Source organism: Aeromonas sp. FDAARGOS 1407, assembly GCF_019048725.1.
GTDB classification, from domain to species: Bacteria; Pseudomonadota; Gammaproteobacteria; order Enterobacterales; family Aeromonadaceae; genus Aeromonas; species Aeromonas enteropelogenes.
On sequence record NZ_CP077399.1, the window covers coordinates 2,154,442 to 2,172,554 of the forward strand.

An 18,113-nucleotide genomic window follows, 5' to 3' on the forward strand; every position below is an offset into this window, starting at 1 on the left:
GGTTAAAATGCAGCCGGTACCCAACCTTTTCTCCTATCCCCGCTACTGGGCCGAGTGCTATGGCACGGCGCCCTTCCTGCCCATGTCCCGCGCGGAGATGGACAAGCTCGGCTGGGACAGCTGTGACATCGTGCTGGTGACAGGCGACGCCTACGTGGATCACCCGAGCTTCGGCATGGCGGTGATTGGCCGCATGCTTGAATCCCAGGGCTTTCGGGTCGGCATCATCGCCCAGCCGGACTGGTCATCGAAGGATGACTTCATGCGCCTGGGCAAGCCGAACCTCTTCTACGGGGTGACCGCGGGCAACATGGACTCCATGATCAACCGCTACACCGCCGACAAAAAATTGCGCCACGACGACGCCTACACCCCGGGGGACGTGGGCGGCAAGCGGCCGGACCGCGCCACCCTGGTCTATACCCAGCGCTGCAAAGAGGCCTATAAAGAGGTGCCGGTGGTCATCGGCGGCATCGAGGCATCCCTGCGCCGCATCGCTCACTACGACTACTGGTCCGAGACCATCCGTCGCTCCATCCTGATCGACGCCAAGGCCGACATCCTCATCTACGGCAACGCCGAGCGGCCGCTGATCGAGGTGGCTCACCGCATCGCAGGCGGCGAGACCATCGACACCATGCAGGATATTCGCGGCACCGCCGTCATTCGCCGCGAACCGCTGCCGGGCTGGCGCGGGGTGGATTCCAGCAAGCTCGACCAGATTGGCCGCATCGACCCCATCCCCAATCCCTATATGGAAGGGGCTCCCTGCAGCGACGACGAGGGCTCAGCGCCAAGTGAACAAGAGGCCAAGCCCATCCTGGTGCAGCCGCCAAAGCAAAAGCCGTGGGAGAAGACCTACGTCAAGCTGCCGGCGTTCGAGCGGGTGAAAGAGGACAAGGTGCTCTACGCCCACGCCTCGCGCATCCTGCACCACGAGACCAACCCGGGCTGCGCCCGTGCGCTCTCCCAGGCCCACGGCGATCGCATCATCTGGGTCAACCCGCCCGCCTTCCCCCTCGAAACCGACGAGATGGACGGGGTGTTCGGCCTGCCGTACCAGCGGGTGCCGCACCCGGCCTATGGCAAGGAGAAGATCCCGGCCTACGACATGATCAAGACCTCGGTCAACATCATGCGCGGCTGCTTCGGCGGCTGCTCCTTCTGCTCCATCACCGAGCACGAGGGGCGCATCATCCAGAGCCGCTCGGAAGAGTCAATTCTGAAAGAAATCGAAGAGATCCGCGACAAGGTGCCGGGCTTTACCGGCGTTATCTCGGATCTCGGCGGCCCCACCGCCAACATGTACAAGCTGCGTTGCAAGAGCCCCAAGGCCGAGCAGACCTGCCGCCGCGCCTCCTGCGTCTGGCCGACCATCTGCCCGCACATGGACACGGACCACAGCCCGACCATCAACCTCTACCGCAAGGCGCGCGACCTCAAGGGCATCAAGAAGATCCTGATCGCCTCCGGCGTGCGCTACGACATCGCGGTGGAAGATCCGCGCTACATCAAGGAGCTGGCCAAGTACCACGTGGGCGGCTACCTCAAGATCGCGCCGGAACACACCGAAGAGGGCCCGCTCTCCAAGATGATGAAGCCGGGCATGGGCAGCTACTACAGCTTCAAGGAGCTGTTCGACAAGTATTCCAAGGAGGCGGGCAGGCAGCAGTACCTGATCCCCTACTTTATCTCCGCCCACCCGGGCACCACGGATGAAGACATGGTGAACATGGCGCTCTGGATCAAATCCAACCGCTTCAAGCTCGATCAGGTGCAGAACTTCTACCCGTCGCCGCTCGCCAACGCCACCACCATGTATTACACGGAGAAAAACCCGTTAAACAAGGTGAGTCGCCAGGGCGGGGACGTGTTCGTGGTGAAAGGGGAGCGTCGCCGTCGCCTGCACAAGGCGCTGCTGCGCTATCACGATCCGGCCGGCTGGCCCATGATCCGCGAGGCCCTGCTGGAGATGGGCAAGGGCCACCTCATCGGCAACGGCCCCGACTGCCTGGTGCCGCCGGAAGGTCGCAACGAGCGCGCAGCCTCAGGTAAAGGGATGAAACCGGCCCTGACTCGCCATAGCAACATCAGTCACCAGCGTGGTAATGGGGCTGGCAATAAGGCTGCTGGCGGCAAGGCAGGCAATGGTAAACCGGTCGGCTCCCAATTGCAGAAAGGGGCTGGTAACGACAAGTCTGTCACGCAGGGGGCTAGGCAGAGTAAACCGGCCGGCAAACCCGCCCACAAGGGCAAGGCCCCGACCCGCGCAGGCTCCGCCAAGCCGGGGGCTAAACCCGCTGCTCAAGGCGGCAAGCCTGCCGTAAAAGGCGGGGCAGCCAAGCGACCGGCTCGCTGATATTTCCGTGCTTGGGAAGGGCCAGAAATAACAAGGGCGACCAGATGGTCGCCCTTGTTTTATTTGTATCTCGTATGTTGGCAGGAGGAAGCAGTCGCTCAAGATAGCGGTTGGTATCGATAACTATATGTTTTTATTTATATTTAATGTTTTTAACTATAGACGGGCAGTATATGTACCATTGATACGGCTGACTACACCGGGCAAGTGGCCACGATCTGCTCATTCTCGATCTTCACCAACATAGTCACAGGTTGGAGTTGCTTGGCAATGACTGCTTCCACAGCCCGTAGATCCTTGGCGATCTGTTCTTTGCATTGTGAGACTTCAGCCACCAGCCGGTCGTTCCATTCCAAGAGCGAGAGCTTACGTTCGTTCACGGTGAGGTTCTTGTTCCAGAGCGCCGACATAGACTTCACCTTCCGTCGCATGAATGCGTCGGTGCTGGAAAGCAGATCGCCGCCTTCCACCAGCTCCTCTATGGCCTCCTCGATGCTCCGCTTCCTGGTCTCCTTCAGGCGGTCCTCACCTGGATAGGCGGCCAGGAGCTGCAAACCGCAAGCTCTTGCTCGGATGCAGAGCAGCAACTGCTGGTACAGGTCATTCAGGAGATTCTGGTGCCCGCGGATAGCATCTTCCATGCCCTTCGACCCGAACATAGTCTCGTCTTTCACGTTCAGGATTGCCTGGTTCTCGTGTCGGATGTCGGCCATAAGGTGCTCTTGGACCTGGATCAGTTGGGCTTCATGGTGCTCAATCTGGCTCCGAACGCTTTCGGATAGCTCACCAGAGAGGACTGCCTGTGCCACCTGCTCGAAGTAGCGAGTAGCGCCCTTTATAACAGAGCAGCGCTCGTTCTTCTGAAAGTCAAGGATCCTTTCGACGCTCATTTTTATCTCGGAGAGCTTCCTGCTGATGTCCGCCAAGTGTTTCTGTGCAACTACCACCGATGCCACCTGGAGCAAGGCCGATGCGTTTACGATTGTGGAAAGTTTGTCGGGATCCATAAGGGTGCCGTGGCTGGGCTTACCATCGATCATTGTTATGAGCCTGTAGCCATCCTGCCCCTTGGCCTTCAGTAGCGGCCCGTTGATCACGACCTCCATATATTTACCTGTCGCGACCTCGCCAGCCGTCGCTAGGCTTGGTACTCCCTGGAGGAGAGAATTGAGCCTGCTAATGCCATCGTCACCGTCAGCAGGGTTCCATTCAACCACCTTCGGCTTCGGGATGCGTGCTAGCGACAGCACCGGGGCTTCTTCAGACGTCCCGATGACGAGCGCGTCCGAACGAACCAGAGACTGGACTGCTGGTGCCGTATTAGCAACAGTCTGATGCACCCGAGCCGGGCTTGTGACCTCCAGGTGCTTCTTGCGTAGGTACGCGATGTGCAGGACGCAAGGAACCGTCACTGAGAAGGCGGGATCTGCGATGCTGAAGACCGCCGCACCCCACCCGATTGGGCCGAGAGCTAACCGTGCCATCAGCAGAGTGCCGCCTTCCCGGATGACGTTTTTCGCATTGATATTGGTTCCTTTGGCTGCATCGGCACGAGCCTCCGCGATGAGTATCTCTCGTTCCTCCTCACTAAGCGCTTTCCATTGTCGGTCTAGGAAGATGGTCAGCAGGTTACTCTCGTTCCTGACTGTCTCGCCATCGCGGCACGGAACGTCGAGTTTCTTGCAGACGTCGAGGACCACCTCGTCATAAGAGGGCCCTTCTCCGCCGCGCATCAGGTTCCGGAGCGTGTTCCCGCCGAACAGTCGAATTTCGTCTGCGATGAGCCTGTGGTACTTGGTGTGGTCGGGACTGTGTCGCTTGTAGTCTTCGTTGATGTCCAGTAAGTTTGAGAGCTTTTCGGTGATGCAGATCACCAGAGGATCCAAGTCTTCCTTGGTGCAGGCGGACAGAAGGGCGTACAGGTCCCCCTTGGCGATGTCCTTGATCTTTGTTCTCATTCAATTTCCTCATAGCCCAATCTCGTATGTTAGGCTTTACAGGTTTAGCGCCAACCTCCGTTTGTGGAGGTTGTGACTGGGCAGAGTGAAGCTCAACGTTTAGCGCGACGCCAATGTTACCGAACCATCCAATGTTTATCAGGTGGCTATTCCCTTATTCCGTACCAGAAGCAATATCATCCCGTATGTTGGGCTAAAAATCGTAGGTTGGCGCTGAGCGAAGTGAAGCCCAACGTTTACCGCGATAATAGGTCTTTAATTTTGATGAGCTGATCAATTCCATCCACGATTGTCCCGTTTTGGTAGGGTGCTAATTCTCGCCTGTTGGGCTTCGCTGCGCTCAGCACCAACCAACAAAACCACGCTACCGCCCGTGGATTACAGCTTCCAAAATGCTCACTTAACCAGCAGGGTAGTTACCCATTACCGATTAATAGGCACCATATGGGGATGTTAAGCCAAGCGAGGTTGCTGATGCGAGCACAAAAGTGATGTAACCATCAGAAAAGCCTCGTTTTTTGAGCTGAATCATCAAAGCGCTTGGAAGCAATCGATAAAGGCAGCCAGGCGGGGGCGGTTTTGCTATCTTGGCGGCCGATTAACAGAGGGAAAGCTGATGGCGTCTCCGAGCGCATCACAGCCATTTTTTCCGGCATAACGCCGGGCAAAAAAACGGCACATAAGCGACATAGAACCGATACGACCCCGGCACAGGAGTAGTGAGATGGCAGTAAAAAGCAAATCCAGAAGCGAGAAGATCGGTAGCGGGCTTGGGCTGGTATTCGGGATTATCGGCTTCAATATGCTGGTGCCCGTGCTGTTCGGGCCGCAGGTCGGGTTTGAGCTGGTTCCGATGATCCTGGCCATGGTCAGTGCCGTGGTTGGCTCCGAACTGGGGGCCATGATCGGCAAGCGGATCGATGCCGGCAAGCAGTCAAAGCCATAAGCCATCACCACAGAACTAATAATCAGGGCGACAGAGGTCGCCCTGATTATTTATTGTTATCGCGCTACCCGCGCCTTGGGCACAGGCGCTGGCTTATACCTTCGAGAGTGAGGGCGTGCTACCTTGCCCACCACAGTGTTGATGACAAGGAGTTGCAATGCGCATTGCCCTGATTGGTCTTGGCGATATCGCCCAGAAAGCCTATCTGCCGCTGCTCGCGAGCGACGAGCGGATCACCCCGCTGCTCTGCACCCGCAATCCGGTTGTATTGGAGAAGCTGGCCCGCCAGTACCGGGTCGCCGAGTGCTTTACCGAGGTGACGGCCATGCTGGCCAGCCGTCCCGATGGAGTGATGATCCACGCCGCCACTGCGGTCCATCGCGAGCTTGCCCAGCAATGCCTGCGCGCCGGCATCCCCACCTTTGTCGACAAACCCTTGTGCGACAACCTGGCCGAGGCAGAAAAACTCGCCAATCTGGCCATCGCGCAAAACTGTGCGTTGTTTACCGGTTTTAACCGCCGCTATCTGCCGGCCATGGCGCCTACCCGCGCCCAGCCGCTCACCGAACTCAACTGGCAGAAACACAGATTTGTTCTGCCCGGGCGAGCACGGGATTTTCTGTTCGACGACTTTATCCATGTGCTCGACGGCCTCTGCTTCTATGGCGGCGTGCCGGACGGGGAGCTACATGCCGTGCTAAGGCGCAGCCCAACCGATGCCAGCCAGCTGGCCGGGGTGAGCGTGGCCTGGCAAAGCGGCGATCGCGCCATCAGCGGCAGCATGAACCGCAGCGCCGGCATCACCGAGGAGCGTATCGACGCTTACGGCGACAACTTGTCGCTTCATTTGGAAAACTGCACCCGCGGCATCGTCGCCCGCGACAAGACGGCGCAGGCGCTGGTCCCAAACGACTGGCAGTCGGTGCTAGCGAGCCGGGGCTTTGTCGCCATGCTGGCTCACTGGTATCGGCAGATTGAGGCGGGGCGGGCCGACGGAGCGCTGATTGAGAGCTACCTGCACAGCCACCGGCTGGCGGAGCGACTGGTGGCCCTGGCGGGGGAGTAACCATCCCTCAATCCGGTGCAAATGACGGTGTCGTTCATACTTGGGCTGCCTGCGGGCAGCTTTTTTATTGGGCGCCCGGCGGCCTATTACCACGCAATGAAAGGGAGAGAAGGGATGAAAGGGATCTGTGCACTGATGGCGGCGCTGCTGGCCGCCCCGCTCTGGGCCGCCAGTCTGACCTATCAGGTCGCCGGAAGCGACTTTGAAGGCTACCAGACCAGGGGGCGCGACGGGGGGCCGATTATTTTGCTGATCCACGACTGGGACGGGCTCACCGATTATGAGATAAAGCGCAGCAAGATGCTGGGCAAGCTCGGTTACAACGTCTTCGCGGTCGATCTGTTTGGCAAGGGCGTCAGGCCCGCAACGATAGAGGCGCGCCGTGAGGCGACCGGGGCCCTCTATCAGGATCGCGCCCGCATGCGCCAATTGCTGGAAGGTGGACTCACGGCGGCCAGGCAGGCGCTGGGGGAGGGGCCCGTGGTGGTGCTGGGTTACTGCTTTGGCGGTGCCGCGGCCCTTGAGATGGCGCGAAGCGGCAGCCCGCTTGCCGGGGTGGTGAGCGTACATGGCGGTCTGGCCACGCCGCCGGATCAGGATTACGGCAAGACCCGGGCCGCGTTGCTTATCCTGCATGGCTCGGCGGATGCGTCCGTCTCGCTGCAGGAGTTTGCGAGCCTGGCCGAGCAGCTGGAAAAGGCGGGTGTGCGCCACGAGATGACCACTTACAGCGGGGCGCCCCACGCTTTTAGCGTGTTTGGCGGAGAGCGCTATCACCAGGAGGCGGATGCCAAATCCTGGCAGCGGCTGGTCGGCTGGCTAGAAGAGGTGACGGGGCGCGCCGGCTGAGATGAAAACAGGCGGCAGGGTTGCCCCTGCCGCCTGTCGCTATTCCTCGGGCCGCCCGTCGTGGGGCCTGCACATCAGGGGATCAGATGCATTTTACTGGCTTGGGCAGGCCGCCAATCTTGGTTGCCTGCTTGGCGGGTCCTTCCGGGAACAGCTTGTAGAGGTAGCGGCTGTTGCCCTTCTCGGGGCCGTACTGTTTTTCCATCGCCTTGACCAGCGCGCGGATGGCCGGGGAGGTGTTGAACTCCAGATAGAAGGCGCGCACGAAGCGCACCACTTCCCAGTGCGGCTCCTCCAGCACGATCCCCTCCTGCGCAGCCAACACCAGCGCCAGCTCCTCGCTCCAGTCGTTGCTGTTGAGCAGATAGCCCTTGGCATCGGTCTCGATGAGTTGGCCTTTGAATTTCAGCTGATGTTTGTCGGCAGACATGGGGGCTCCTCGCTAATGGGGCTATCGGGATTGGGCGGGCATGGTAGCGCCTTGATCCCCGGTGAGCAACCGGCTCTCGTTGGCAAGGTTCAGCAGCTGATCCGCCAGCTCGCTGATGAGGTTGAGCTGCTGGGTCAGCATCAGCTGTTCCTCGCTGCACTCCTGCGCTTCATCCGGGGTGATCAGCAGGCGCTGGCCGCCAAGGGAGCTGGAGGGGGTGCCCGCCAGATGACCTGCCGCCTGCTCCAGGGTGTGGCAGATATGGTGGCGCATCTCATCGAGCCCGCTGATGGCCTCCAGCTTGTCGCGATGAGCCCCGAGCGCCGAGATGTAGGAGAGCAGGGCGTGGTTGCGCCAGGTGAGGGTAAAGCAGAGATCGAGGAAGCGGCGGCGCTTTTGCGGCTCCACCAGCATGCTCTGCCAGGCGGTGGCCAGCTCGCTGTCCGCGAGATGGGCGCTCTTGCGCGCCACCCGGTAGTCGATGGATTCATCCCGCTGCGGCTTGAGGCTGGCCAGCACCGCCGAGAGGTAGCGGGCATTGGCCGACAGCGAGTTGGCAATCAGGGTCGGCAGGCGCTTGTATTGCCAGTCCGGCCAGAGCCAGGCCACCAGGGCGTAGGCGATAAGGCAGCCGAGCAGGGTATCGAGCAGGCGCGGTCCCAGGATGGCAAAGCCGATGCCGTCCAGCAGGTTGAACGCCATCAGCACGTAGAGAGTGATAAAGCAGACGGCGGCGCTGTAGTTGTTGCGCACCTGGGTGAAGAAGAGGAAGGCCGCGAGCCCCATCACCACCAGCTGCACGTGCAGCTCGGGGAAGAGCCAGAGCACCGGGATCCCCACCAGAATACCGGCGAAGGTGCCGAGCATCCGCTGCACCAGCCGGCGGCGGGTGGCGCTGTAGCTCGGCTGGCAGACAAACAGCACGGTGAGCAAGATCCAGTAGCCCTTGTCCATGTCAAAGGCCTGCAGTATGCCGTAGCCGATCACCAGCCCCAGCGAGAGTCGCAGGGCATGGCGAAACACCATGGAGTGCAGGGTGAAGTGCTGTTTGAGCTGGGCCAGAAATGGCAGGCGAGGGGGGCTTGCCAGCGGCGGCAGGCTCTGGGGCGCCTGATCCGGGTTTTGCAGCCCCTCGGCGCTGCCCAGCAGCTGGTTGATGCTGGCCAGGTTGCGGCGCAAAAACTTCATCGGCGTCAGCAGGGTTTTCGGGTAGTGCTGCTTGAGGTGGGTGAATTCCAGCTGATCGCCAAGGGCCTCCAGGGTCCAGTGGATGCGCTTGTTGTGGGCATAGGGCTTGTGCACCAGGATGGCGTAGCCGAGCCGCTGGCACGCCTCCGAGAGCTGCAAAAAGACCTCCTGAAAACCGTCCAGCACTATGCCCTGCTTGAGCTCGGCTTCCAGCCGGCTGTAGGGGTAGTGGCTGGAGGTGGCCCGCTCGTGAATTTCCAGCGCCAGCAGGTAGAGGCGCAGCAGGCTGGCGAGCTCCGGGCTTGCCGGATGGCGCGGGGAAAGGCGCGCATTGAGGGCCGACTTGGTGAGGTTGAGCGCGCTCACCAGGTTGATGTTGAGCTGGGCCAGATTGTGGCGAATGGCCTGGGCGCCGTGCTCGTCCGCCGGGAAGAAGCGGGATTTTTCCAGCAAGTAGCGGCCAAGGGCGAAGTAGCTCTGGGCCAGCTGCTCGTGCAGCGTCTTGTAGGGCAGCAGCCAGAGCCAGAGCAGCGACACCAGCCCGTACCAGAGGGCGCCGGCGCCGAGCGCCAGTGGCTGGTAGAAGAGGCTCGGTGCATGGGCGGCCCCCAGCATGGTGTAGATGGCAATCAGCAGGGTGCCGAAGCTGATGGTGGCGTAGCGGGCACCGAGCGCCCCCACCATCACGAAGATAAAGGTGGAGCTCGCCAGCCCGATGGCAAACAGCCAGGGAGTGGGGTAGAGGTACTGCACGCACAATGAGGCAAACAGGAAGCAGAGCAGGGTCATCCCCAAATTCTTCACCCGGCCCCACAGGCTGTCGTCGGTTTCGGCGATGGCTCCCGCCACTACCCCGAGGGAGAGCAGCACGGTGAGCTGGATGTCGCCGGTCGCCAGGGTGAAGGCGAGCAGGCCGAGGATGGCCAGCAACACCTTGAGGGCGAAGTAGATATGGCTGTCGGTCAACAGGCGGCGCAGCAGGCCGGAAAAGTCCATCGGCATGGAAGTGAGAACAACCCTTTAACGAAACGAGTGCGGGATGGTAACCCGCCAGGATCGGCATGGCCCTGATTTGGATCAGGGCCACTTGGCTTCATCTCCTTGATCTGCAACTTATCCTGACAGAATCGTGCGCCAATAAAAACCCCGCCGAAGCGGGGTCTTGTTCATCATCGACATCTATCAGTTGCGGTTGCCGCCCAGCAGGCTCAGCAGGCTCAGGAATATGTTGTAGATGGAGACATACAGGGTCACGGTGGCGGAGATGTAGTTGGTCTCGCCGCCGCGCACGATCTGCTGGGTGGTCAGCAGGATGGCGCCGGAGGAGAACAGCATGAACATGGCGGACAGGGCCAGGCTCAGGGCGCTCATCTGCAGGAAGATGTTGGCGACCATGGCCACCAGCAGTACCCAGAAACCGACGAACAGCATGCCGCCGATAAAGGAGAGATCACGCTTGGTGGTCAGGGCATAGGCTGAGAGGCCGAAGAAGGTCAGCGCGGTGCCGCCCAGCGCGGTCATCACGATCTCGCCGCCGCCGTTGTTCATGTACATGTTGATGATGGGGCCCAGGCTGTAGCCCAGCAGACCGGTCAGGGCGAAGGTGAACACCAGACCCATGCCGTTGTTGCGGTTCTTCTCGGTCAGGAACATCAGACCGTAAACGCCGATGAGGAAGATGGCCCAGTGCAGGGGCGGCATGTTCATCACGGTTGCGACCCCCGCCACCACGGCAGAGAAGCCCAGAGTCAGGGAAAGCAGCATATAGGTGTTACGCAGTACCTTGTTGGTATCGCGTACGGCACTTTGGGTGCCTGTGTAGATAGAACGGGTATCCATCTTGGTGTCCTCTTGATTTCCGGGTGAAGCGGCAAATTCCGCTTCGTTCATCGCATTGTATGCACTGAAGGTTGGGATGACGAGTGCTGATTTCAAGCGACACCCCAGCTCATTGCCTCCTACTATCCCAAAACAAATATGTATTGCATATGAACAAGGGCTTGACGTAGTATGCACGCCGTTCGGAGGGGTGGCAGAGCGGCTGAATGCACCGGTCTTGAAAACCGGCGATGGGCGACCATCCGTGGGTTCAAATCCCACCTCCTCCGCCATATTGATGAAAAAGCCCGGTCGATGATTCGACCGGGCTTTTTCATATCTGCGATTCGGGGCAAGGTGGCCCGACGCGCCAGAGCGTCAGGCCAATCTGCACTCAGTGCGGCTGGTGATGCAGCATACCGGCCGCCACCATTGCCGTGGTAGCCACGGCGCTACAGCGTGCCGAGTCCGCGCAGCCTTGCGAGGTGCCGGCGCTCTGCGCGTCACGTTGGTAGACGGGAACCCCCTCTTTGATTGTCTCCTCGACCCGGATATCGGCCAGGGTCTCGGGTTTGACCTTGAGCGGGTTGGCCGAGAGCACCACCATGTCCGCCAGCTTGCCCACCTCGAGAGATCCCTTGCTGCGCTCCTCCTTGTATTGGGTTGCCGCCCACAGGGTCTGGGCTTTCAATCCTTCCAGCGCGGAGACTCGCTGATCCGGTCCGATGGGGCGGCCGGTGCGACTGACCCGGTTGACGGTCGCATAATAGACCCGCATGGAGTCAGGCAGCGCCACCGGCGAGTCGTGGTGGGAGGTGAAGATCATCCCCAGCTCCCGCGCCCATCCGGTGGGGGAGATATGCTGCGCCCGCTCCTTGCCGAGCACGGAGTCACTGTGCCAGTCCCCCCAGTAGAAGGTGTGCATCGGGAAAAAGGAGGGGAAGATGCCGAGCCGCTGGAACGATGCGACCTGATCCTTGCGGGCGGTCTGGGCATGGATGGCGACGAAGCCGCGATCCGGCTTGCCATGTAGTTTCTCGCTGGCCTCCACCCCCTTGATCAGCTGATCGATGGCGGCATCCCCGTTGACGTGGGTGAGCAGCTGCCAGCCGTTGCGCTGGGCCAGTTCGATGTAATGGGCGGCCTGCTCGTCGCTCATGCTGGGGTAGCCCTTGTAGCCGGCCTCTTGTCCTGCTGGCGGGATGAAATAGGGCTGGGTCAGCCAGGCGGTCTTGCCCTGGGGGGAGCCATCGAGATTGAGTTTGGCCCCTGCGACCCGAAAGCCGTTCATGTACTGCTGGGCATAGTAGGGCGGTGCGATGACATCCCGCGCGATCTGGATATCGGGATAGGCCGCCACATCGAGGGGCAGCTTCTCTTTCTGGGCCAGCTGGTACATGGTCTTGACGGCGGACGAGGAGGCGCGCCCCTCCTGGGCCGTGGTGTAACCGAAGCTGGCGTAGAGCGCCATGCCCGCCTTGAAGATTGCCTCGTTCTCCTGGTTGTTCAGCTTGGCGAACATCGGCAGCAAGGCGCCGAAGAAGGCGGTCTCCTCCAGCACACCGTTCGGAGTCTTGCCGTCCGCTTCACGGCGGATCTTGCCCCCTTCCGGATCCTTGCTGTCCGGGCTGAAGCCGGCCAGCGCCAGCGCCTTGCTGTTGAGGGTGGCGAGGTGGCCCGACTGGTGGATGATGATCACCGGCAGATCCTCTGATACCGCATCCAGCTCCTGACGGGTGGGGTGGCGTTTTTCCTTGAGCTGGGAGTCGTCATAGCCAAATCCCAAAATAATCCCGTGCGCCTTGTTTTGCGGTTTGGCGGCCCAGTCGCGCAGCCCCTGCTGCAGCTCCGCTATGCGGGTCACGGCGCCATCGGGCGGGGCCAGCAGGTTGGCCGAGAGCGCCTGGATGCCGGTGTTGAAGACGTGGCCATGGCCATCGATAAAGCCCGGGATCAGGGTCTTGCCCTGCAAATCGATCACCCGGGTCGCCTCGTCGCGCAGCTTGAGGATGTCGGCCTCGCTGCCCAGCGCCAGAATGCGGCCATTCTTGATGGCCAGCGCCTCGGCCGTCGGCGCCGCGTCATTGACGGTGACGATATCGCCCCCGAGGTAGATGGTCTGGGCGGTGGGTTTGGCGGGGCTGACGGCATAAGCCGAGCTGGCGGCCAGCAGGGCGATGGCGATGGGGGCTAGTTTCATCTGGCATTCTCCGTGCGCGTTGTCGGTGCACCTTGTCCGTGCAGATTGTCCATGTAAACAATGACCCAGGAGGGTGACGGTACCCTGTCACGCAAAGGGCGAACACGTCCCGTCCGGGCAGGTTTGCTTCGCAGCAAATGAATGAATATACAAGGAATTACCCTGCTCAAAAGTGATGCAGCAGCCAAATTGACCGATTTCATCATAAACGCGGCGGGGGGACCATCAGGCTCCCCCGCCGTTTCCTTTTCCTGCATTCCCTCATGCTGGCAGCCCTGTTTATGACTCAGTGTGCCACTCCCGATAACTGGCGAGGCGATAGCCCCGCTGGGCGATGAGTGGCGACAGGGCCGGGTCGGTCAGGATGGCGAGCTCGTTGAGGCGGGGCTGGCAATAGGAGCTGCCCTGCATCTCCAGATCGATGAAGGAGGGGTGGCACATGATCTCGAGGGAACTGGCCCCAAATTCATCAGCCTCGTCCAGCAGCTGCAGCAGGGTGTCCCGGGTCAGCTGCTCCCCATAGAAGCGGGCGTCAAACTGATCGCAGCTCAGGGTATGGTGCACGCTCAGGCCATGGCGGGCAATCTCGCTGCGGTCGATGCGAAGGGGCAGTCGGTGCTCCATGGCAAAGGCTTCCACCAGCGGGTAGAGGGTCGGCAGCATATGCACATGGTGGTGGCTGTCGATATGAGTGGGCGCCTTGCCAAAGAGGTCGATAAAGCGCTGGTACTGGCTTGCCAGCTCGCAGCGGATCTCCTCTGGGTCGAGGGTGCCCGCCTCGCTCTTTTGCCAGATCCCCTTGTCCAGCATTCCCTGTTCGTTGACCAGGCTGGTGAGCGGGGTGAGCGGGCGTCCCCAGCTCAGCATGAAGTGCAGCCCCACCGGCAGCTCGGGGAAGCACCCGGCCAGCCAGGTGGCATGCTCGATGGCCGGGGAGGTCACGATGGCGGTGGTGGAGCTGACGACGCCTTGAGTGAAGGCTTCGATGATGCCGTAGTTCTGAGCGCGGCACAGACCGAAGTCGTCGGCATTGATGATCAATCTCTTGCTCATGACGGTTCTCTTCCTTTCAGGCGCCCCGCTCGTAATCAAACGGGGCGCGATGGTCTCAGGCGAGGGCGTCGATGGCGGCAGCGAAGTTCGGCAGATGTTCGCGGTGGGCCAACAACAGCTCGCGGGCAACGAGGCGGGCATCGTTGTCGGAGTGGATGAGCGGGTTGAGGTTCATGGCGAGCAGCAGATCCTCCATGTTGCCACTGATGGCGGCCCGGGAGGCGGCGATCTCGAAGCTCTTGATGAGGTGTACCAGACCATTCACCTTGTCGTCAAAGCGGGTGAGACGGGGGTGGGGAATGGCGCCGTCACGTCCGATCCGGCAGGTCATCTCCACCGTCCAGTCGGCCGGGATATTGGTGACATGGCCCTGGTGGGGAATGATGACATAGTGCTCGCTCTGCTTGTCGTTGTAGATGGCGCTGATCACCTCGCAGGCGGCATCCGAGTAGTAGGCGCCGCCACGCAGCTCCAGCTCCTTGGGTTTTTCGCACAGCTCGGGGTTCTGGTAGAGATCGAACAGCTTCTTCTCGACCTCCTGCACCACCTGGGCGCGGGCTCCGCCCTTGTAGAACTCGCCCATCTCGATCCCCAGCATCTCCTTCTCCTTGAAGTAGTAACGCAGGTAGGAGCAGGGGAGCAGGCGCAGCCCGCGGATGAGGCTGGCATCGAAGGGGAGATCGAAGATGTTCTTGACCGAGCTGGCGCGGGTCAGGGTGCCGTCGGCTACCCCTTCCAGCAGCTCGTCGAAGCGGGACTCGCCGTTCACCAGCACGTCGCCGATGAAGACCAGGTGGTTGAGGCCGAACAGATCCATGGAGAGGTGATCCTGCTCGGTCAGCTTCAGGGCATCCTTGACGAACATCTTCATGCCGACCGGAATGTTGCACACCCCGACAAAGCGGCGGAAGTTGGTGTGGCGGTGGACTGCCTCGGTCACCATGCCGGCCGGATTGGTGAAGTTGATGAGCCAGGCATCCGGGCAGAGCTCCTCGATGTCACGGATAATATCGAAGATGACGGGGATGGTGCGCAGCCCCTTGAACAGGCCACCGGCGCCGTTGGTTTCCTGCCCCAACATGCCGTGGCTCAAGGGGATACGCTCATCTTTTTCCCGCGCCTGCAGCTGGCCGACCCGCAGTTGGGTCGTCACGAAGTGGGCACCCGCCAGCGCTTCACGGCGATCCAGGGTCTTGTGCAGCGTCATGGGGATGCCGGCCTGGCGGATCATCCGCTGGCACAGACTGAAGATGATGTTCAGTTTCTTTTCGCCGGCGGGAATGTCGACCAGCCACAGCTCGCTGATGGGCAGCTCGGCATAACGCTTGATGAAGCCGTCGACCAGTTCCGGGGTGTAGCTGCTGCCGCCGCCTATGGTGACTACCTTGATCTTCTCGTTCATAAATCCCTCTTTCATCTTTCTCTATCTGGTTGAACAGGGGCCGCTCTGCTCTGGCGCCGAGCCAGGGATGAGCGGGGCAGCAGCCGCCTGATGCAGGGGCTGGTCAAAATGGGCGAATCGTTATCTAACTCACTGTTTTACATCTTGAATCTTTCCCCGCATCAGGCAGGGGTTTCAAATTTCGGGTAGAGATATTTGCGATAGCTCCCCGGGGTAAACGAGGTCAGTTTCTTGAAGTTCTTGATAAACAGGCTGACGTCGTTGTAGCCGGTCTCGAAGGCGATGTCGGCCACCGAGTTGTTGGTCACTTCCAGTTGCATCTTGGCGTAGTTGACCCGGATCTCGTTGATGATCTGCATCGGCGTCTTGTTGTAGTAACGCCGGGTGGCCCGGGTCAGGTACTCCTGGCTCTTGCCGCAGAGGGAGACCATGTTGGCCAGCGCATCTTCGGCAAAGAGGGGACGGTTGTGCATCTTTTCCACCGTCTCGTGGAGCCAGAGGGGGAGATCCTCGCTGGCGGAGGCCTCCTTGTAGTGACGCAGCCGGTTCATCACCGCAAACGTCACCACCTCGAGAAATTCGGTCAGCGCCTCTTCCCGAAAACCGGGGGAGACCAGCACCGACTCTATGTAGCTGAGAAACTCGCTCTTGAGCTGATAGGCCTGGGAGGCGACGAAGTGATCCGGCAGTAGGTATTTGAAGTGATCGTCAAAGTAGCTGCGGCTGATCCCGACGTTGAAGATGCGGGTGGTGCCGAATTCGTAGAAGCTCTGGTGGCTGGAGCCCAGCGGGATGAAGACCACGTCTCCCCGCTCCAGCAGCACCCGCTTGCCATTGACCTCCTGATAGTAGCGACCGGTCAATACCAGGGTGAACTCGTAGTAGTCGTGCTGGTGCAAACCGGTTCCGCTCACCTGCTTGTTGTAGATGAACATGTGGAACGGTTTGTTGTTGAACAGCTCGGTTTCCCGGATTGTCTTGACGCTCATGAGTCGCTTCCTGATCTGCGAACCTATGGCGGGGCAGGGTGCCCCGCCTTGGGATTACTTGCTCTGCAGCTTCTCGTGCAGCTCGATCAGCTCGCTGATCAGCTCACGGGCCAGCATGGAGGTCATCAGGTGATCCTGGGCATGCACCAGCACCAGAGTGACCGGGATCTTGCCTTCCCCCTGATCCCCCTCGATCAGCTGGGTCTGCACCAGGTGGGCGGCATTCAGTGCCTCGCGGGATTGGGCCATCAGCTGGTGGGCGGCGGCCAGATCCCCCTCCTTGGCTTTCTTCAGGGCGGTATAGGCCAGGCTGCGGGCCTGCCCCGAGTTGATGATGAGCCCCATCACTACCTCTTCCAGATCGCTGGCGGTATCGCTCTCTGCGGGGATTTGATCCAGATCGAACATGTTTGCTTTCTCCTTGATTGAAACCGGTTAATTGAAGCCATGGTTACGGGCGACGTCGGCAAACCAGTGACCGCTCTTCTTGATGGTACGCTGCTGGGTTTCGAGATCGAGGCGCACCAGGCCGTAGCGATTCTTGTAGGCATTGAGCCAGGACCAGTTGTCGATAAAGGTCCAGAGGTGATAACCGCGACAGGCGCTGCCCTCCTCGAGGGCGCGGTGCAGCCACTCAAGGTGCCCGCGGATGAAGTCGATGCGATAGTCATCTTCCACCCGCCCTTGCGGGCCGATGAAGCGCTCCTCCCCCTCGACTCCCATGCCGTTCTCCGAGATGTAGCAGGGCAGGTTGCCATAGTTGACCCGCAGATCGGTGAGAATGTCGTAGATCCCTTTCTCGTAGATCTCCCAGCCGCGATGGGGGTTCATCTTGCGCCCCGGCATCTCGTAATAGTCGAAGAGATCCTCCGGGGTGCGGGGCGTGCCTGACCAGGGTTCGTCCTTGGCCTTGACCCGGCGCGGCTGGTAGTAGTTGACCCCGAGCAGGTCTACCTTGCCAGCGGCGAGCAGCGCCTTGTCCCCTTCCGCTACTTGTGGCAGCAGATCGTATTGCTGCAACAGGGTAATCAGCTCGGGGTCGTAGCAGCCTTTCAGAGCCGGGTCGAGGAAGCTCTTGTTGAGCAGCAGATCCGCCCGACGGGAAGCCAGCAGATCGGCGGGCTCCCGGGAGCGGGGATAGGTCGGCGTCAGATTGAGGATGATGCCAATTTTGCCATCCTCCTGGCGTGCCCGGTAGGCCTGCACCGCGCCAGCGTGGGCCAGCGCCGTGTGGTAGGCGACGGTGACCGCCCGGCCAAAGTCGACCACGCAGGGGTAGTGATGGTGACCCAGGTAGCCGCACTCGACCGGCACTATGGGCTCGTTGAAGGTGAACCAGTGCTTGATGCGATCGCCAAACAGGGCAAAGCAGTGGCTGGCGTAGTGGATGTAGGCGGCGACCACTTCCCGGCTCTCCCAGCCGCCACGCTCCTGCATGCACATGGGCATGTCGAAGTGGTAGAGGTTGATGAGCGGGGTGATCCCCTCGGCCAGCAGGCGGTCAAACACTGCGTTGTAGAAGGCGACGGCCTCGGGGTTGATCTCGCCGGTGCCATCCGGGATCAGCCGTGACCAGGAGATGGAGGTGCGAAAGCTGTTGTGGCCCAACTGCTTGAGCAGGGCGATGTCGCTCTCGAAGTGGTCGTAAAAGGTGGAGGTATCGGTCGGGCCTATGCCACCGTGAAAGCGCTCCGGCGCGATGGCAAACCAGTGATCGAAAATGTTGGCGGACTTGCCGCCGCGAACGGCGGCGCCCTCCATCTGTGGTGCCGAGCTGGCACTGCCCCACCAGAAGTTATCCGGAAAACGATACTGCATACTGCGTTTCTCCAAACTGGCGGGAGGAGCCGGGCTC

14 protein-coding genes and 1 tRNA gene are annotated in these 18,113 nt (G+C 60.8%); 5 read left to right on the forward strand and 10 right to left on the reverse strand.

What is annotated here, in order from left to right:
- Positions 1 to 7 precede the first annotated feature (7 nt).
- Positions 8 to 2,359, forward strand: a complete 2,352-nt coding sequence (locus tag I6L37_RS10415) for a YgiQ family radical SAM protein (protein ID WP_216993988.1) — start codon at positions 8 to 10, stop codon at positions 2,357 to 2,359.
- A gap of 194 nt (positions 2,360 to 2,553) precedes the next feature.
- On the opposite strand, the gene I6L37_RS10420 is transcribed toward I6L37_RS10415, so the two are convergent.
- Positions 2,554 to 4,317 carry a hypothetical protein gene (locus I6L37_RS10420; protein ID WP_216993989.1) on the reverse strand — a complete coding sequence of 588 codons (1,764 nt, stop codon included), beginning with the start codon at positions 4,315 to 4,317 and terminating at the stop codon, positions 2,554 to 2,556.
- 724 nt (positions 4,318 to 5,041) lie between these two features.
- On the opposite strand from I6L37_RS10420, the gene I6L37_RS10425 reads away from it, so the two are divergent.
- The 3 genes from I6L37_RS10425 to I6L37_RS10435 all read left to right on the forward strand — a co-directional run bounded on the left by I6L37_RS10425 (position 5,042) and on the right by I6L37_RS10435 (position 7,178).
- Positions 5,042 to 5,263: a hypothetical protein gene (locus I6L37_RS10425; RefSeq protein ID WP_216993990.1), complete on the forward strand. Its 222-nt coding sequence runs from the start codon at positions 5,042 to 5,044 to the stop codon at positions 5,261 to 5,263.
- Between the two features lie 157 nt (positions 5,264 to 5,420).
- Positions 5,421 to 6,329: a Gfo/Idh/MocA family protein gene (locus I6L37_RS10430; protein ID WP_216993991.1), complete on the forward strand. Its 909-nt coding sequence runs from the start codon at positions 5,421 to 5,423 to the stop codon at positions 6,327 to 6,329.
- A gap of 114 nt (positions 6,330 to 6,443) precedes the next feature.
- Entirely contained in the window at positions 6,444 to 7,178 is a 735-nt protein-coding gene (locus tag I6L37_RS10435; RefSeq protein WP_216993992.1) for a dienelactone hydrolase family protein, read from the forward strand.
- Positions 7,179 to 7,260: 82 nt separating this feature from the next.
- Here the strand turns inward: I6L37_RS10435 and I6L37_RS10440 are convergent, their stop codons facing one another.
- The 3 genes from I6L37_RS10440 to I6L37_RS10450 all read right to left on the reverse strand — a co-directional run bounded on the left by I6L37_RS10440 (position 7,261) and on the right by I6L37_RS10450 (position 10,635).
- The gene (locus I6L37_RS10440) at positions 7,261 to 7,608 is read right to left on the reverse strand and encodes a TusE/DsrC/DsvC family sulfur relay protein (RefSeq protein WP_216993993.1); all 348 of its coding nucleotides are present in this window, start codon (positions 7,606 to 7,608) and stop codon (positions 7,261 to 7,263) included.
- Positions 7,609 to 7,629: 21 nt separating this feature from the next.
- The gene (gene yccS, locus I6L37_RS10445; protein WP_216993994.1) at positions 7,630 to 9,798 is read right to left on the reverse strand and encodes a YccS family putative transporter; all 2,169 of its coding nucleotides are present in this window, start codon (positions 9,796 to 9,798) and stop codon (positions 7,630 to 7,632) included.
- A gap of 180 nt (positions 9,799 to 9,978) precedes the next feature.
- Positions 9,979 to 10,635: a Bax inhibitor-1/YccA family protein gene (locus I6L37_RS10450; protein WP_026457102.1), complete on the reverse strand. Its 657-nt coding sequence runs from the start codon at positions 10,633 to 10,635 to the stop codon at positions 9,979 to 9,981.
- A gap of 184 nt (positions 10,636 to 10,819) precedes the next feature.
- Here I6L37_RS10450 and I6L37_RS10455 point away from each other — a divergent pair.
- Positions 10,820 to 10,907 (forward strand) — tRNA-Ser (locus tag I6L37_RS10455).
- 101 nt (positions 10,908 to 11,008) lie between these two features.
- On the opposite strand, the gene I6L37_RS10460 is transcribed toward I6L37_RS10455, so the two are convergent.
- The 6 genes from I6L37_RS10460 to I6L37_RS10485 all read right to left on the reverse strand — a co-directional run bounded on the left by I6L37_RS10460 (position 11,009) and on the right by I6L37_RS10485 (position 18,076).
- Positions 11,009 to 12,814, reverse strand: coding sequence for an amidohydrolase (locus I6L37_RS10460; RefSeq protein WP_216993995.1), 1,806 nt, complete (start codon positions 12,812 to 12,814; stop codon positions 11,009 to 11,011).
- Between the two features lie 279 nt (positions 12,815 to 13,093).
- On the reverse strand, positions 13,094 to 13,867 hold the full coding sequence (gene chbG, locus I6L37_RS10465; protein WP_216993996.1) for a chitin disaccharide deacetylase: 774 nt from the start codon (positions 13,865 to 13,867) through the stop codon (positions 13,094 to 13,096).
- Between the two features lie 55 nt (positions 13,868 to 13,922).
- Entirely contained in the window at positions 13,923 to 15,269 is a 1,347-nt protein-coding gene (locus I6L37_RS10470) for a 6-phospho-beta-glucosidase (RefSeq protein WP_216993997.1), read from the reverse strand.
- A gap of 161 nt (positions 15,270 to 15,430) precedes the next feature.
- Positions 15,431 to 16,258, reverse strand: coding sequence for a transcriptional regulator ChbR (gene chbR / locus I6L37_RS10475; RefSeq protein WP_216993998.1), 828 nt, complete (start codon positions 16,256 to 16,258; stop codon positions 15,431 to 15,433).
- Positions 16,259 to 16,312: 54 nt separating this feature from the next.
- Entirely contained in the window at positions 16,313 to 16,666 is a 354-nt protein-coding gene (gene chbA, locus I6L37_RS10480; protein WP_026457347.1) for a PTS N,N'-diacetylchitobiose transporter subunit IIA, read from the reverse strand.
- Between the two features lie 27 nt (positions 16,667 to 16,693).
- Positions 16,694 to 18,076 (reverse strand): glycoside hydrolase family 1 protein, encoded by a 1,383-nt coding sequence (locus tag I6L37_RS10485; RefSeq protein ID WP_216993999.1) that lies wholly within the window; start codon positions 18,074 to 18,076, stop codon positions 16,694 to 16,696.
- Positions 18,077 to 18,113 lie beyond the last annotated feature (37 nt).

Excerpts from the sequence above, each read along its gene's own strand:
- I6L37_RS10485 (WP_216993999.1), bottom strand. The coding sequence starts at position 18,076 with ATGCAGTATCGTTTTCCGGATAACTTCTGGTGGGGCAGTGCCAGCTCG.
- chbA (WP_026457347.1), bottom strand. The coding sequence starts at position 16,666 with ATGTTCGATCTGGATCAAATCCCCGCAGAGAGCGATACCGCCAGCGAT.
- I6L37_RS10435 (WP_216993992.1), top strand. The coding sequence starts at position 6,444 with ATGAAAGGGATCTGTGCACTGATGGCGGCGCTGCTGGCCGCCCCGCTC.
- chbR (WP_216993998.1), bottom strand. The coding sequence starts at position 16,258 with ATGAGCGTCAAGACAATCCGGGAAACCGAGCTGTTCAACAACAAACCG.
- I6L37_RS10470 (WP_216993997.1), bottom strand. The coding sequence starts at position 15,269 with ATGAACGAGAAGATCAAGGTAGTCACCATAGGCGGCGGCAGCAGCTAC.
- I6L37_RS10460 (WP_216993995.1), bottom strand. The coding sequence starts at position 12,814 with ATGAAACTAGCCCCCATCGCCATCGCCCTGCTGGCCGCCAGCTCGGCT.
- I6L37_RS10420 (WP_216993989.1), bottom strand. The coding sequence starts at position 4,317 with ATGAGAACAAAGATCAAGGACATCGCCAAGGGGGACCTGTACGCCCTT.
- I6L37_RS10450 (WP_026457102.1), bottom strand. The coding sequence starts at position 10,635 with ATGGATACCCGTTCTATCTACACAGGCACCCAAAGTGCCGTACGCGAT.
- I6L37_RS10430 (WP_216993991.1), top strand. The coding sequence starts at position 5,421 with ATGCGCATTGCCCTGATTGGTCTTGGCGATATCGCCCAGAAAGCCTAT.
- I6L37_RS10440 (WP_216993993.1), bottom strand. The coding sequence starts at position 7,608 with ATGTCTGCCGACAAACATCAGCTGAAATTCAAAGGCCAACTCATCGAG.
- I6L37_RS10415 (WP_216993988.1), top strand. The coding sequence starts at position 8 with ATGCAGCCGGTACCCAACCTTTTCTCCTATCCCCGCTACTGGGCCGAG.
- yccS (WP_216993994.1), bottom strand. The coding sequence starts at position 9,798 with ATGCCGATGGACTTTTCCGGCCTGCTGCGCCGCCTGTTGACCGACAGC.
- I6L37_RS10425 (WP_216993990.1), top strand. The coding sequence starts at position 5,042 with ATGGCAGTAAAAAGCAAATCCAGAAGCGAGAAGATCGGTAGCGGGCTT.
- chbG (WP_216993996.1), bottom strand. The coding sequence starts at position 13,867 with ATGAGCAAGAGATTGATCATCAATGCCGACGACTTCGGTCTGTGCCGC.